Origin of the sequence: Aeromonas sp. s12 (assembly GCF_040907925.1) — a bacterium.
GTDB classification, from domain to species: Bacteria; Pseudomonadota; Gammaproteobacteria; order Enterobacterales; family Aeromonadaceae; genus Aeromonas; species Aeromonas veronii.
The window spans coordinates 180,981-193,409 of sequence record NZ_JBFOCT010000034.1 but is presented as its reverse complement, the minus strand read 5'-3'; the positions used below and the strand labels follow the sequence as shown (position 1 = coordinate 193,409).

Annotated in this window: 13 protein-coding genes and 1 riboswitch; of the genes, 6 read left to right on the top strand and 7 right to left on the bottom strand. The window is 62.0% G+C overall.

Features of this window, described 5'->3' with window-relative positions:
• Positions 1–127: 127 nt before the first annotated feature.
• Positions 128–523 carry a thioesterase family protein gene (locus AB5Y67_RS17125; RefSeq protein WP_005336457.1) on the top strand — a complete coding sequence of 132 codons (396 nt, stop codon included), beginning with the start codon at positions 128–130 and terminating at the stop codon, positions 521–523.
• A 44-nt stretch (positions 524–567) separates the two neighbouring features.
• Positions 568–1,269, top strand: coding sequence for a hypothetical protein (locus AB5Y67_RS17120; RefSeq protein ID WP_150390572.1), 702 nt, complete (start codon positions 568–570; stop codon positions 1,267–1,269).
• A gap of 36 nt (positions 1,270–1,305) precedes the next feature.
• Here the strand turns inward: AB5Y67_RS17120 and AB5Y67_RS17115 are convergent, their stop codons facing one another.
• From AB5Y67_RS17115 to tyrS, 3 genes are all read right to left on the bottom strand, one after another.
• Positions 1,306–2,055, bottom strand: coding sequence for a lipase secretion chaperone (locus AB5Y67_RS17115; protein ID WP_199428337.1), 750 nt, complete (start codon positions 2,053–2,055; stop codon positions 1,306–1,308).
• A complete protein-coding gene (locus AB5Y67_RS17110; protein ID WP_136501650.1) occupies positions 2,052–2,963 on the bottom strand; it encodes a triacylglycerol lipase in 912 nt (303 codons plus the stop codon). Before AB5Y67_RS17110 ends, AB5Y67_RS17115 begins: the two co-directional genes overlap by 4 nt.
• A 168-nt stretch (positions 2,964–3,131) precedes the next feature.
• Entirely contained in the window at positions 3,132–4,397 is a 1,266-nt protein-coding gene (tyrS, locus tag AB5Y67_RS17105; RefSeq protein WP_199428336.1) for a tyrosine--tRNA ligase, read from the bottom strand.
• A 146-nt stretch (positions 4,398–4,543) separates the two neighbouring features.
• Between tyrS and AB5Y67_RS17100 the strand changes: the two genes are divergently transcribed.
• Positions 4,544–5,392, top strand: coding sequence for a helix-turn-helix transcriptional regulator (locus tag AB5Y67_RS17100; protein WP_199428335.1), 849 nt, complete (start codon positions 4,544–4,546; stop codon positions 5,390–5,392).
• Positions 5,393–5,404: 12 nt separating this feature from the next.
• Here the strand turns inward: AB5Y67_RS17100 and AB5Y67_RS17095 are convergent, their stop codons facing one another.
• Both AB5Y67_RS17095 and AB5Y67_RS17090 read right to left on the bottom strand, forming a co-directional pair.
• Positions 5,405–6,181 (bottom strand): ABC transporter substrate-binding protein, encoded by a 777-nt coding sequence (locus tag AB5Y67_RS17095; RefSeq protein WP_069528510.1) that lies wholly within the window; start codon positions 6,179–6,181, stop codon positions 5,405–5,407.
• A 109-nt stretch (positions 6,182–6,290) separates the two neighbouring features.
• Positions 6,291–7,592 carry a hypothetical protein gene (locus tag AB5Y67_RS17090; RefSeq protein ID WP_199428334.1) on the bottom strand — a complete coding sequence of 434 codons (1,302 nt, stop codon included), beginning with the start codon at positions 7,590–7,592 and terminating at the stop codon, positions 6,291–6,293.
• Positions 7,593–7,815: 223 nt separating this feature from the next.
• Between AB5Y67_RS17090 and AB5Y67_RS17085 the strand changes: the two genes are divergently transcribed.
• Complete coding sequence (locus tag AB5Y67_RS17085) at positions 7,816–8,133, top strand: YnjH family protein (protein WP_150389878.1); 318 nt, start codon at positions 7,816–7,818, stop codon at positions 8,131–8,133.
• 310 nt (positions 8,134–8,443) lie between these two features.
• Here AB5Y67_RS17085 and AB5Y67_RS17080 read toward each other — a convergent pair whose 3' ends face one another.
• On the bottom strand, positions 8,444–9,892 hold the full coding sequence (locus tag AB5Y67_RS17080) for a catalase (protein WP_076494647.1): 1,449 nt from the start codon (positions 9,890–9,892) through the stop codon (positions 8,444–8,446).
• A 161-nt stretch (positions 9,893–10,053) separates the two neighbouring features.
• Here AB5Y67_RS17080 and AB5Y67_RS17075 point away from each other — a divergent pair, with 161 nt between their 5' ends.
• Both AB5Y67_RS17075 and AB5Y67_RS17070 read left to right on the top strand, forming a co-directional pair.
• Positions 10,054–10,551: a GNAT family N-acetyltransferase gene (locus AB5Y67_RS17075; RefSeq protein WP_139748323.1), complete on the top strand. Its 498-nt coding sequence runs from the start codon at positions 10,054–10,056 to the stop codon at positions 10,549–10,551.
• A 4-nt stretch (positions 10,552–10,555) separates the two neighbouring features.
• Positions 10,556–11,416: a GyrI-like domain-containing protein gene (locus AB5Y67_RS17070; RefSeq protein ID WP_139748331.1), complete on the top strand. Its 861-nt coding sequence runs from the start codon at positions 10,556–10,558 to the stop codon at positions 11,414–11,416.
• Positions 11,417–11,513: 97 nt separating this feature from the next.
• On the opposite strand, the gene AB5Y67_RS17065 is transcribed toward AB5Y67_RS17070, so the two are convergent.
• Positions 11,514–12,101 carry a superinfection exclusion B family protein gene (locus AB5Y67_RS17065; protein ID WP_005336432.1) on the bottom strand — a complete coding sequence of 196 codons (588 nt, stop codon included), beginning with the start codon at positions 12,099–12,101 and terminating at the stop codon, positions 11,514–11,516.
• 172 nt (positions 12,102–12,273) lie between these two features.
• Positions 12,274–12,380: riboswitch (yybP-ykoY riboswitch) on the top strand.
• The last annotated feature ends 49 nt before the right edge of the window (positions 12,381–12,429 follow it).

The following is a 12,429-nucleotide window of genomic DNA, read 5'->3' as shown; positions in this document are numbered from 1 at the left end:
TCCCTGTGCTTGGGCCAGCAGTATCATGTAACATGCTGATCCGCTGGTGATGCCCGGCGGCCACCCATTGGCCACTGATGTCCAATCAACAGGACAAGGACAGAACAAAGAGACAAGGAGTCAACTCATGCTGGAAATGCAGATCCAACCCCGCTTTCAGGAGACGGATGCCCTCGGTCATATCAACAATACGGTGCCGGCGGTCTGGTTCGAATCGGCGCGGGATCCCCTGTTCCGGATCTTCTCCCCCGATCTGGATGTGCATAACTGGCATCTGATCATCGCGGGCTATACGGTGCAGTTCAAACGGGAGCTGTTCTACGGCCAGCCGGTCACCATCAAGACTGGCGTGCGCCGCATCGGCACCAGTTCCTTTACGGTCTGGCAGGAGGCCTGGCAGGGCGGCGAACTGGCCGTCACCGCCGAAACGACCCTGATCCATTTTGACTACCGGGCCCGCCAATCCCTGCCCCTGAGCGATGCTCACCGGGAAGGTCTGCGGGCCTGGCTGACAGAGAGTTAACCACGGGCCGGATGGCCCATCACAGGAGTGTTATGTACAACTCAATGCGCAACACAGCGATCGCGCTGACCCTGGGATTCTGCTCCCTCCCTTCTCTGGCCGCTTCTCTCGCCGAGCAGTTTACCCTGATGGAGAAGGGGGCCGAGAGCGCTCTCGATACCCGTCAATTCAGCTATGACGGCGTCGATATCAAGGCCTGGATGGATGGCGCCCCGGTCATCATCGCCGTGCCCATTATGAACGAGCTGGGCAAGCTGGAAGGGGAGAGCCGCTACTACTTCAAGGGCGGCAAGCTGTTCGGGGTCAAAGAGCCCGCCGCCCAGTTTGCCTTTGATGACAGCGGCAAGCTGACCCAATGGCTGGACGAGAAGGGGCAGCCCGCCGAGTTCGTCAGCAAGATGAGCATGCAGCAGCGTCAGGAGTGGCTCACCAAGCGGGCCGCCGAGCTGAGCAAGCTGTTTGTGGTGAGCGCGGCCGAGCAGAAGGCGGCCAATGGGGGCGTCAAGCTGAAGGGGGCGGATCTCGCTCACTGGCTCTGCAACGGCAAACTGATGGATCTCGCCCACGGCGACAAGGTGATCTTCGAGCAGGATAAGCTGAAGATTGGTGAGCAGGGGATGGAAGGGGAGGTCTCCCTGCGTCAGGATAAGGGGTGGCAGGAGCTGAGCCTCAAGTGCGAGGTGCAGGGCACTCAGGTAACCCGCCTCACCTGGCAGCCGCTGCCGGGGGCCAACAAGCCGCAATAAGCGCAATAGCAAGGGGGCCCATCACGGGCCCCCTTCTCATTCGGTGTGTGGCTCCCCCAGCTTGAGGCGGGTGAGTGCCTCGACCCGGCGCCACTGTCCGGGCTCGAACCAGCGGGCCAGCAGCTCCTGCTGCTGTTCGGCCCGGGCCTCGTTCGGCAGTTGTCTGAACTCGGCCAGAAAGCCGCTGAGCTGCTCCTCGAACCCTTGCCGGTTCTGCTCCAGCTGGCGCATCCGATCCACCGCTTCCGCCCCCCCCGTCTCCAGCAGCAGAGCCTCCCGTTTGGCCGGGTCCATCTGCGCCAGCTCTTGCAACTCCTCAAGCAGACGGCTGTTGGCCTCCGCCTCGCGAAACCAGTCCGGTTGCTCCGCCAGCCAGAGATCCAGCTCGCTGGCCAGCTGCGACTTGTCGCTGTCTCTCGCCTCCGCCAGCGCCCTGCGGCGCAGGGTCAGCTGCTCCATCAGCCGATCCTCGGCAAACAGCTGGGCCTGCTCCGCCGGGGTAAAGCTCTGCTGGCGCAGCTGCTCCCGCTCGTCAAACAGGATCTGCAAGCTGGCGAGGGAGATCTCGGTGGGCACCGTCAGGCTGCTCTGGGCGGAGACAAAGGTGCGATAGCGCGCCTGCAGGGCATCGGCGGCCTCCTGCTCGGGATCGTGCGGGTGGCTCTGTGCATGCTGGCTGGCTTGAGCGGGGGATGAGTCTGCCGTCGGTGCCGTGGGCCAGAGCAACACCCCGCCAACCAGCAGGGTGATGGCGCAGGGCACGACGAGCAGGGTGGCGATCTTCATAGTCCCAGCTCCTTGAGACGGTTGGCATGCTGGCGATAGAGGGTGACCGGATCGGTCTCGAACAGATGGTGGATGCCGAAGGACTGGTTCACTTCGTCCAGATGGTTCATCCGGTAGCCGGTGCCGATCACCTTGCCGAGGTGACTGCTGCAGACCCCGACCAGTCCGTCATTGGGCTCCTTGAAGAAGGCGCCGGTCAGCGCCAGCGCAGGATCCACCGGATCCAGCAGATTGGTCAGGTTGCCGCGTCCGCTCCAGGAGAAGTAGTAGACGCCGTTGCTGGCCTGCATCGGCCCCTCGCCGCAATAGCGGCTGGGCAGCCCCTCCGGGTAGCGCTGGTTGAACTGGCTGGCCCCCTTGCTGGTGAGGGCATCGAGGGCGGCGACCGGATCTTGCGGTAGCTGGCTCCCGCCCGAGAGCAGTGAAATCATGCCGGAGAGGGCGTGGGCCGCGGCGGCAGCCAGCTTCTCGGCGGCCGAGCCGGGCGCGGCATTGGCCCGCACCAGATCGGCAATCTCTGAGCCGTAGTTGACCCCGCCGACGCTGGTGGCGGAGGCGACCAGCTCGGGGGCGACCGAGGCGACATAGCGGATGGTAGGGCCGCCGTGGGAGTGGCCGATCAGGTTGACCTTCTCGGCGCCGGTGGCCGCCAGCAGCAGCTCAACCTGGGCGAGCAGCTGCTCCCCCCGTTGTTCCGAACTGGCGGTGGCCGACACCTGAGCCACGTAGACTTTGGCACCATCCCGGCTCAGGGCCTGGGGAATGCCGTAGAAGTAATCGACCCCGAGCAGCTTGTCGAAACCGAACAGGCCGTGCACCAGCACTATGGGGTAGCGGGTCTGGGTGTATCCGCTGGCGTGTGCCAGCATGGGCAGGGTGCAGAGCAGCACCAGAAGCCATCTCTTCATCATCAGCATCCTTGTTGATTCGTGAGGAACAGATTGTGTGGCGTACTCCATGTTCGCCGGTGCCAGTATGGTGGCTGCTGACGGGAGAGGCTGTGAGGGGAATCGCAACTCGGGATTCAAAAGGGATTCAGGATGCGGGCGGGGAAGCTGAGCTCCCCGCCCTGCGGCTTATTGCCACGCCACCAGGTGATACTGCTTCTTGCCTCGGCGCAGCAGCAGGTAGCGACCAAACAGCCGATCAGTGGCGCTCAGCTGATCATCTTGCTTGAGCACACCATTGAGGCTGATGGCGCCTGCCGCCAGCAGTTCGCGGGCGATACGCCTGGAGTTAGCCAGACCGCAGCTGACCAGCAGGCTGACCAGATCCGTCTCGCCGCTGACGGTGCTGCTCGGCATGCCATCCTGCGCCAGCTGGGCCAGATCGCTCTCGCCGAGGCGGGCCACATCGCCGCTAAACAGCAGCTCGCTGATGCGCTGCACTGCCGCCAGCGCCGCCTTGCCGTGTACCAGCTCGGTCAGCTCGTTCGCCAACACCTGCTGGGCCTGCTTGCGCCCCTGTCGCTTCGCATCTTCCGCCTCCAGTGCATCAATCTCGCTCAGCGACATAAAGCTGTAGTAGCGCAGGAAGCGGTAGACATCCTCATCCGCGGTGCCGAGCCAGAACTGGTAGAAGGCGTAAGGGGAGGTGAGCGCCGGATCGAGCCAGACCGCGCCCCCTTCGGTCTTGCCGAACTTGGTGCCGTCTGCCTTGGTGATAAGGGGCAGGGTCATGCCGTGTACCTGCGCCTGATGGAGGCGGCGGGTGAGATCCATGCCGCTGGTGATATTGCCCCACTGGTCGTTGCCGCCAATCTGCAGGGTGCAACCGAGCCGCTGGTGCAGCACCGCAAAGTCGTAGGATTGCAGCAGAGCGTAGGAGAACTCGGTGAACGAGATGCCCTGATCCGGGCGAGACAGCCGCTGGCGCACCGATTCCCGCGCCAGCATGGCATTGACCGAAAAGTGCTTGCCGATATCCCGCAGAAAATCGAGGGCGGACATCTGCCCCATCCAGTCGCCATTGTTGACCAGTTGCGGGGCCGACAGGCCATCATCGGCGGGCAGCAGCGCCCTGATTTGGGCCGACAGGCTGGCTACCCAACCCTGCACGGTATCGGCACTGTTGAGGCTGCGCTCGGTCGCCTTGAAGCTGGGATCGCCGATAAGGCCGGTTGCCCCGCCCACCAGTGCCACCGGGGTGTGCCCAGCCAGCTGGAAGCGGCGCAGCATCAAGAGCGGCACCAGATGACCGATATGCAGGCTGCCGGCGGTGGGATCGAACCCGCAATAGACGGTGCGCGGGGTGGAGAGATGATCGGCCAGGGCCGCCGGGTCGGAATTCTGGGCCACAAGGCCGCGCTGGCTCAGTTCATCGAGCAGGTGGGGGTTGATCATGGGTTCTCCAACAGCAGGGGGAAAAGTCGTCATCCTCGCTGTTCTGGCTGGTGGCGGATATGTCCCCTGAGGGACAGTTTTGCCACTCTCGTGCTAGCATTCAGCCATAGCGGGGAATCGCTCCCCGTCACCGGAAACGTGCCACCATGACCCAGCCATTCACCACAGATGCCTTGACCCGCAGCATGACCGAGGTGGTCGATGCCCTGCACAGCAGCGCCTTTGCGGCGGCGCTGGTGCAGCTGATCCAGCAACAGGTGGCGTTTGATTGCGCCCTGCTGCTCGGGGTGGGGCAGCGGCCCGTCTACCTCTACGACAACCTCAATCATCAGCGGGCCCTGCTGTTTGACCGCTACCTCACCAGCCACTTCAGTCAGGATCCCTTTATGCAGGCGCTGGAGCAGGGCTTGCCTGCCGGCGTCTGGACGCTGGCGCAGGTCTCCCAAGGGCGGCTCGATCCCGAATATCGCCACCACTTCTATCAGGCTACCGGCTGGCAGGAGGAGGTGGGGCTGATCCTGCCGGTGCGGGACGGGCTGACGCTGATGCTGTTTCTGGGGCGACTCGACAAGCGCAGTACCCTCAGCCGTGACGAGCTGGCGAGGCTGGAGCAGCTGTTCCCGCTGGTGCATTCGCTCTGTCGTCAGCAGTGGCGGCAGAGCCAGCCGCTGTTGGCCCAGAGCACTGCGCTGCCAGACAGCGCCAGCCTCCGGAGTGCGGTGGAGCAGGCTATGTCGAGTGTCGGGGGGGATTTGCTCACCCGGCGCGAGCGGCAGGTGGCGGAGTTGCTGCTGCAGGGATTGGATACCGAGGCGATTGCCGCAGCGCTCGGGATTGGCAGCGGCACGGTGAAGAATCACCGCAAGCATCTCTATGGCAAGCTGCGGCTCGGCTCGCGGGCCGAGCTGTTCAATCTCTTTCTGAACCACCTCATTACTGCTCCGGTGGCGGCATCGCAGGCGTCATCGGCGGGAGATAGAGAGAGCCCGCCATAGGGTGGGCCGGAGTTACTCGATGCTCGGGATGGTGGGAGTTGTTTCGGGCAGGATACTGAGCAACTGGTAGCGCTTCATCAGCTGCTTGTATTCATCCCCCTGTTTGACCTTGTCCAGCGCCTGTTGCAGGCGGGCAACCTGTTGCTTGTCTGCCCTCAGGTTGAAGGCGAAGCAGTTATCCTGCTCTTCAATGATCGCGACGGTGACAAAATCCTCGCTGGGAAAACCCAGCTCCTTGGCCTGATGGCGCAGCATCACCTCGTTGCCCGCCACCAGATCGGTGCGTGCCATGATGAGCTGGCGCACCACCTGATCCATGCGCTCTACCGACATCATATTGCCAGGGCTGATCCCGCGGTTGAGCAGCAACTGCTCCCCGACATCCGCCTGCATCACACCAATCTGCAGCTTGGCGAGATCCGCTTTGCTGGCCACTTTGGGGGCATCCTGCTTGCGGCCGACCAGCGCGACCCTGGAGTGGCTGATGGGGCAGACCCAGAGGAAGTGGGGATCCCGCTCCTTGGTATGTGCCGTGGTAAAGAGCACGGCCTCTTGCTGCTGGGTCAGCAGATACCAGCCGCGGGCCCAGGGCAGAAAGTGGATGGGTTGCTCCGGCTCCCCCATTTCGCGCCACATCAGGCGCAGCAACTCGACTGCTAACCCCACAGGCTGACCATTTTTATCCTGGCCATTGAGTGGCATGTTCTGCTCCGAATAGTAGATAAGTGCCGGAGCCGGGAGCGCGATAAACAGGGCGAGAGAAGCGAGAGCAGGGAGCAGACGACGCATGATGCACTCCTTGTGCGGGTAGTTACCTAACAGTCTATGTGGCCTTTTCCATAACGTCATGATCCGGTAGCGGGATAAAAAACAGGCCACCTTGCGGTGGCCTGTCGGTTTATTTGAGCAGGGCTTCCATCTCCGCCTCTGCCTTGGCGCGCGCCTTGGCTTCCGCCGCTCTGGCGGCATCGGCGACGCTCTCTCCGGCCGTATGGGATGCGGCACTGACAGCCTGTTTGGCCGGATCGGTAACGGCCTTGGTTGCCTCTTGCGTCACGGTAGCGGCAGCACTGCTGACTGCCTGTTTGGCAGGCGCGGCAAAGGCTTTGGTGGCTTCTTGCGTCGCGGTCGCAGCGGCACTGCTGACGGCCTGTTTGGCAGGAGCGGTAACAGCCTTGGTGGCTTCTTGGGTCACGGTCGCAGCGGCGCTGCTGATGGCCTGTTTGGCCGGAGCGGCAACGGCCTTGGTGGCTTCTTGGGCCGCGGTTGCAGTGGCGCTGCTGACGGCCTGTTTGGCCGGATCGGTAACAGCCTTGGTGGCTTCTTGGGTCGCGGTCGCAGCGGCGCTGTTGACGGCTTGTTTGGCAGGAGCAGCAACGGCCTTGGTAGCTTCTTGCGCCGCGGTCGCAGTGGCGCTGCTGACTACTTGCTTGGCAGGAACGGCAACAGCCTTGGTCGCTTCTTGAGTTGCAGTCGCAGCGGCACTGCTCACCGCTTGCTTAGCTGGCGCAGTGACAGCGGTGGTTGCACTACGGGTCAGATCGGTCGCGCTTTGGCTTACCGCTTGGGTGGCCTGCCCTGTGGCGTTGGCGGCTGCGCCGCTGATAGCCTGACTTGCACTGTTGGTCAGCGAGCCGGTGACGCCGCGGGTCACTGTGCCCAGCGCGTTGCCAAGGGAGAAGGGGGAGGTGCCACTCTGACTGGTTGCCGTACCGGTCAGGGCATTGGCCGCCGGGGTGAGCTGGCTGGTGGGGGTCTGCCAGCCCTGCATGGCGGTTGGCCAGGTCGGTGCCGTACCCGCCAGATTTTCGCCGAAGGTCAGGGTGGTGCCATCCCCTTTTTGCAGCAATACCGATATCTGGTTGGTTTGCGAGTTCCACACCATCCCCGCCTGCTTGGCGATATCCGGCACCGGCGCATACTCGGAGACCACATAGAAAAGCGGCCCCTCCTGCTGTAACTTGTCGGCAGTCTTGAGCAATTGCATGGTGCTGTCGTAGTTGGGGCCAAGGATGGCGGTCATCCGATCCTTGATCAGGGGTTGTTCGAACAGATTGACCTCGTTCGGGTCAAAGCCGACCAGCGGCTTGAGCAGGGCCCACATCAGCTGGCTGGTGGGGCTCATCATCAGCAATGGGGCAACGCAGGCGGACAACATCAGGCTCAGGCAGGCCGCCTGAAGCAACGGCATGATACGCATTGGGATAATATCCAAATAACGATTTGATAAATAAGGTTATATTTTGTCAGGACGTGACAAATTCACCGGAAGTTTGCGCGTGGCAGCGAGAGACTGCCCGCAGGCGCTGGCAGGCTACCATATTGGTTCCACAATGCCAGCAGGCAGTATGATTGTCAGTCAAGTAAACCACGGGGCTGGTCGACTCTTCGAGAGTGCCTCCCATCGCAACAGGATCCCCCTCATGAAAAATGTACTGCTCTGCCTGCTGGCCTCCCTCTGGCTCACCCCCGCTCTGGCTGCGTCCAAAACCACTGTGGTGGGCGAGTCTGCCAGTCCCGAGCTGGTGTTGCCGCTGGGCTCATTGCCCGAGCGGGTCTGCTGGTTTGCGGATCAGAAATATTCCGAAGGGGCCCGCATTCTGCAGGGAGATATCTGGCTGGAGTGCGGCCCGCAGAACGACCTCGAGAGCAATGGCCCGTTGGCCTGGCGCTCTCCTGCGGTGGTGTTGCCTGCCACCCGGGGGGCAAAAGATCAGAAGACGATTTCCGTGGGTCAGTGAGGCTTTTCTTGATCCAGCTAAAGACATGGACGTGATCCCTGTCGCATAATGCAGCTCCTTTCTTCTCTTGGCTGGAACCTAAGAAATGGCTCGTCGCTCTTCCAATGCACAACGTCGTCGCAGTAGCTGGTGGTACAAACGCCTGTTGGCAAGGGAGCGGGAAGAGCGCGAAGCGCGTTCCGTCCGGGATTGATACAGCAGTGAAAACAGAGCCTTGGGCTCTGTTTTTTTATTTATCAAATACCGTCATGACGAGAACGGGGGCCATCAGGCCCCCGTTTTGTTTTTGCAGATGTTGCCTGCTTGCGGCTTAGCGCTGCAAGGCGGCCAGTGCCAGTTCGACTCGTTTGGCGTACTCGGGGTCGGCCTGCTCGAAGTGTTTGAGCTGGGCCGCGACGATGGCGTCATCCTCCACATTGATGAGGGAACGGGCCAGGTTGGCGGCGAGGCGCGAGCGCTGCCCCTCGTCCATGATGCGGAACAGGTTGCCCGGCTGGCTGTAGTAGTCGCTGTCGTAGTCGCGAAAATCGTAGTGCAGGGCAGCCCCTTCCAGACTCAGCGCCGGCTCGTGCTGCTCGCTCGGCTGCTGGGTGCCGAAGCGGTTCGGCTGGTAGTTAGGACTGGCGCCGCCGTTGCTGTCGGCCCGCATGGCACCGTCACGATGGGCACCGTGATGGAACGGGCAGCGCGGGGCGTTGACCGGCAGCAGACCGTGGTTGACGCCGAGGCGATAGCGCTGGGTGTCGCCGTAGGAGAAGAGTCGCCCTTGCAACATGCGATCCGGCGAGAAGCCGATACCGGGCACCACGTTGGCCGGGGTGAACGCCGCCTGCTCCACATGGGCAAAGTAGTTGTCCGGGTTCTGGTTGAGCTCCAGCACGCCGACCGGGATCAACGGGTAGTCGCTGTGCGGCCACACCTTGGTGAGGTCGAACGGGTGGATGTTGTAAGTCTGGGCGTCGGCCTCCGGCATCACCTGCACATAGACCTTCCAGCGCGGGAAGTCGCCCCGCTCGATGGCATTGAACAGATCCGCCTGACTGGTCTCCCGATCCTGCCCGACGGCGGTGGCGGCCTCTTCATCGGTGTAGAAGCTGTGGCCCTGCTCGGTCTTGAAGTGGAACTTGACCCAGAAGCGCTCGTTGGCATCGTTGATAAAGCTGAAGGTGTGGCTGCCGTAGCCGTTCATCTCCCGCAGGCTCTTGGGGATGCCGCGATCGCTGAACAGTATGGTGACCTGATGCAGGGATTCCGGATGGCGTGACCAGAAGTCCCAGGCTGCGGTGGCGCTGCGCAGGTTGGTGCGCGGATCCCGCTTCTGGGTGTGGATGAAGTCAGGGAATTTCAGCGGATCGCGGATGAAAAAGACCGGGGTGTTGTTGCCCACCAGATCCCAGTTGCCCTGCTCGGTATAGAACTTGAGGGCGAAGCCGCGCACATCGCGTTCGGCATCGGCGGCCCCTTTCTCACCGGCCACGGTGGAGAAGCGCAGGAAGACCGGGGTCTGCTTGCCGATGGCGCTGAACAGATCGGCCTTGCTGAACTGGCTGATGTCGTGGGTCACGGTAAAGGTGCCGTAGGCGCCCGAGCCCTTAGCGTGAACCACCCGCTCGGGAATGCGCTCGCGGTCGAAGTGGGCGAGTTTCTCCATCAACCAGATATCTTGCATCAGGATGGGGCCGCGCGGACCGGCGGTGAGGCTGTTGTTGTTGTCGACGACGGGGGCGCCGTTGGCGCTGTGCAGGGTCTTGTCAGTCATGGCTTCTCTCCTTGTTGATATGGGGTCAGCCTACGGATCTGCGCCGTGCTCGGCCAATGGGCCTTTCCTCGTCCTTTGATAGGCAAGACAAATGGGTGTGGGTAGGGGATGTGTAACCGCGCCGGATATTGCATGATGGTGGCTTCGAGAAGGAGCCTCATATGCAGATTACTATCCGTCATGCCGAACCCGCCGATGCCCCCGCCTTGCGGGATCTCTACGCCATGCCCAATGCCCAGGCGGGCACTCTGCACCTGCCCACACCTCCCCTTAGCCAGTGGCAAAAGCGGTTGGAGAACGGTGATGTGGTCGCCTTGGTGGCGGAGGCCGATGGGAGGCTGGTGGGTCAGATCTCATTGCATGTGGAGCCCAATCCCAGACGCAAGCATGTGGCCGGGATTGGCATGGGAGTGCGGGATGACTGGGCCGGCAAGGGGGTTGGCTCTGCCCTGATGGCCGCGGCGCTGGATCTGGCCGATAACTGGCTCAACCTGCACCGGATTGAACTGACGGTTTTTGTCGATAACGAAGCGGCGCTGGCGCTCTATCGCAAGTTTGGCTTTGTGGAGGAGGGGCGGGCTCGCGACTATGCCTTCCGCCAGGGGCGCTATGTGGATGTGTTCTATATGGCCAGAGTCGCGGGGGGCGCCAGTCGCTAACGGCATGGTCGATTATCAGGCCAGATTGCGTCCGGTGATCCGGGCGCTGGAGCAGAATCCCGATCTCTCCATCGAAACGCTGGCAAGCAGTGCCTGCTTGTCTTTCTACCATTTTCACCGGGTGTTTACGGCTGTGGCGGGGGAGACGCCCGGGGAGATGTGTCGTCGTCTGCGCATCCAGCGGGCTGCTTGGCAGCTCTGCTATACCGATGCCAGTGTCACGGCCATTGCGTTGGGGGCGGGGCTCGCCAGCTCCCAGGCGTTTGCCAAGGTATTTCGCCGTTACTATGGTTGCACGCCGGGAGAGTTTCGCCGCGACAAGAGCAAGAATGGACACTTGATGAGCAAGGATGGACACGCATTTGTGAAGCTGAATCCTTATGCTGAGGGTCACTCATCTGCAAGGAGCAATACCATGAAAATCATCGAGATGGACGCCCGTACTCTGGCCTATATGCGTGTCACCGGCCCCTATGGCGAGGGGTATGACCCCGTCTGCAGCCAGCTGCATCAGTGGGCCAGCGCCCGCGGTCTGGAAGGTGGGGAGTGGATCTTCATCTATCACGATAACCCCGAGGTGACTCCGCCAGCCCAGTGTCGCACTGACATCGGGGTGACGGTGCCTGCGGGGACGGTGGGGATGGGAGCGGTCGAGATCCAGCTTATTCCCGCCGGTCGTTACGCCCAGTCCCGTTATCTTATTACCGACCGCAGTCAGTATGGCCCGCGTTGGCAGGAACATATCGGCGACATCGTTGCTGCCGGGCTGGAGTTTGGCAATGGTCCCTGCTTCGAGCTCTATCACAGCATGAGCGATGATCCGGTGCAGGACGATGTCAGCTTTTGCTCCAGTCTGAAGGGGTAGGGCACAACAAGACGTAAGGGATGGTACAGAACGTCGCGCAGAAATTAGAGAGCCGGACAGTGTCCGGCTCTTTTGCATCTGGCGGATAGGGCGGCGGTTAGCGCTGGAACCCCTTCTGGGCGAACTTGGGACGGGCGTTCATGATCTGTTCCACCTGCTCGTCGCTCATCTTGCCGCGCGACAGCCCCAGCACCTTGTAGGTGAGCAGCGGTCGGGCGGGCAGGGCGATCATCAGGGCGCGGATCTGGTTCTCGTCATCCTTCTCCCGGGTCGGCTTGCCGTAGGCGTAGGTGAGGACGCCGGCATCCATCAGGTTTTTGACGGCGGGCTCGGTGATCGGCAAGTTTATGACGCTTTTACGCTGCAGCACGAACTCGCGCAGCACCGCCTTCTCGTTGAAGTCGAGGAAGCCGATCATCTGGGCCAGCTGGTCCTGCTGACGGCGCGCCTGCCACTCTTCGCATGCCCACTCCCAGGCGATCAGGAAGCCCTGACTGCAGAAGTAGGAGATGGCGATCAGCATGCCGACTCCCAGCCAGGCCGCATGATCCGCAGCCCACTGGCTGACGGCCCCCTTCATCAGCCCGGCCGGAAACAGCAGAATGATGCTGCAGCAGAGCAACAACCAGACCATCAGCCAATTGAGGCGGTTCAGTTGATAGAAATGTTGGATCCACCGTTTCATTGTTCATCCTTCCCAAACTGTTGTGGATAGTGAACTACCTAGAGCAATCAGTGTGCCAACAGCGCAATGGCGGTGGGGAGGAGGGGCTGGCGAGGTTACATTCCCTTACAACTTATTGAATGAGTTGTCATTAATTTGCCTTGTGAGACGGCGGTCGAGTTGCTAAAACGTCCCCTCAGTCATTGGGGAGTAGCAACCCGCCCGCATTCCGGGCCGGGCCCATGTCAACACTCTTGGATCCTCGCATCCATGGCATGGGCGGCGATAGGCGCTATCGCTCTGCAAGACCTTTGGCCTCGATATGCACGCCAGCCGGGCGAGCCATGTC

What these genes read in the sequence shown, in the direction of transcription:
- AB5Y67_RS17125 (WP_005336457.1), top strand. Translation starts at nt 128, where the DNA reads ATGCTGGAAATGCAGATCCAACCCCGCTTTCAGGAGACGGATGCCCTC.
- AB5Y67_RS17120 (WP_150390572.1), top strand. Translation starts at nt 568, where the DNA reads ATGCGCAACACAGCGATCGCGCTGACCCTGGGATTCTGCTCCCTCCCT.
- AB5Y67_RS17115 (WP_199428337.1), bottom strand. Translation starts at nt 2,055, where the DNA reads ATGAAGATCGCCACCCTGCTCGTCGTGCCCTGCGCCATCACCCTGCTG.
- AB5Y67_RS17110 (WP_136501650.1), bottom strand. Translation starts at nt 2,963, where the DNA reads ATGAAGAGATGGCTTCTGGTGCTGCTCTGCACCCTGCCCATGCTGGCA.
- tyrS (WP_199428336.1), bottom strand. Translation starts at nt 4,397, where the DNA reads ATGATCAACCCCCACCTGCTCGATGAACTGAGCCAGCGCGGCCTTGTG.
- AB5Y67_RS17100 (WP_199428335.1), top strand. Translation starts at nt 4,544, where the DNA reads ATGACCCAGCCATTCACCACAGATGCCTTGACCCGCAGCATGACCGAG.
- AB5Y67_RS17095 (WP_069528510.1), bottom strand. Translation starts at nt 6,181, where the DNA reads ATGCGTCGTCTGCTCCCTGCTCTCGCTTCTCTCGCCCTGTTTATCGCG.
- AB5Y67_RS17090 (WP_199428334.1), bottom strand. Translation starts at nt 7,592, where the DNA reads ATGCGTATCATGCCGTTGCTTCAGGCGGCCTGCCTGAGCCTGATGTTG.
- AB5Y67_RS17085 (WP_150389878.1), top strand. Translation starts at nt 7,816, where the DNA reads ATGAAAAATGTACTGCTCTGCCTGCTGGCCTCCCTCTGGCTCACCCCC.
- AB5Y67_RS17080 (WP_076494647.1), bottom strand. Translation starts at nt 9,892, where the DNA reads ATGACTGACAAGACCCTGCACAGCGCCAACGGCGCCCCCGTCGTCGAC.
- AB5Y67_RS17075 (WP_139748323.1), top strand. Translation starts at nt 10,054, where the DNA reads ATGCAGATTACTATCCGTCATGCCGAACCCGCCGATGCCCCCGCCTTG.
- AB5Y67_RS17070 (WP_139748331.1), top strand. Translation starts at nt 10,556, where the DNA reads ATGGTCGATTATCAGGCCAGATTGCGTCCGGTGATCCGGGCGCTGGAG.
- AB5Y67_RS17065 (WP_005336432.1), bottom strand. Translation starts at nt 12,101, where the DNA reads ATGAAACGGTGGATCCAACATTTCTATCAACTGAACCGCCTCAATTGG.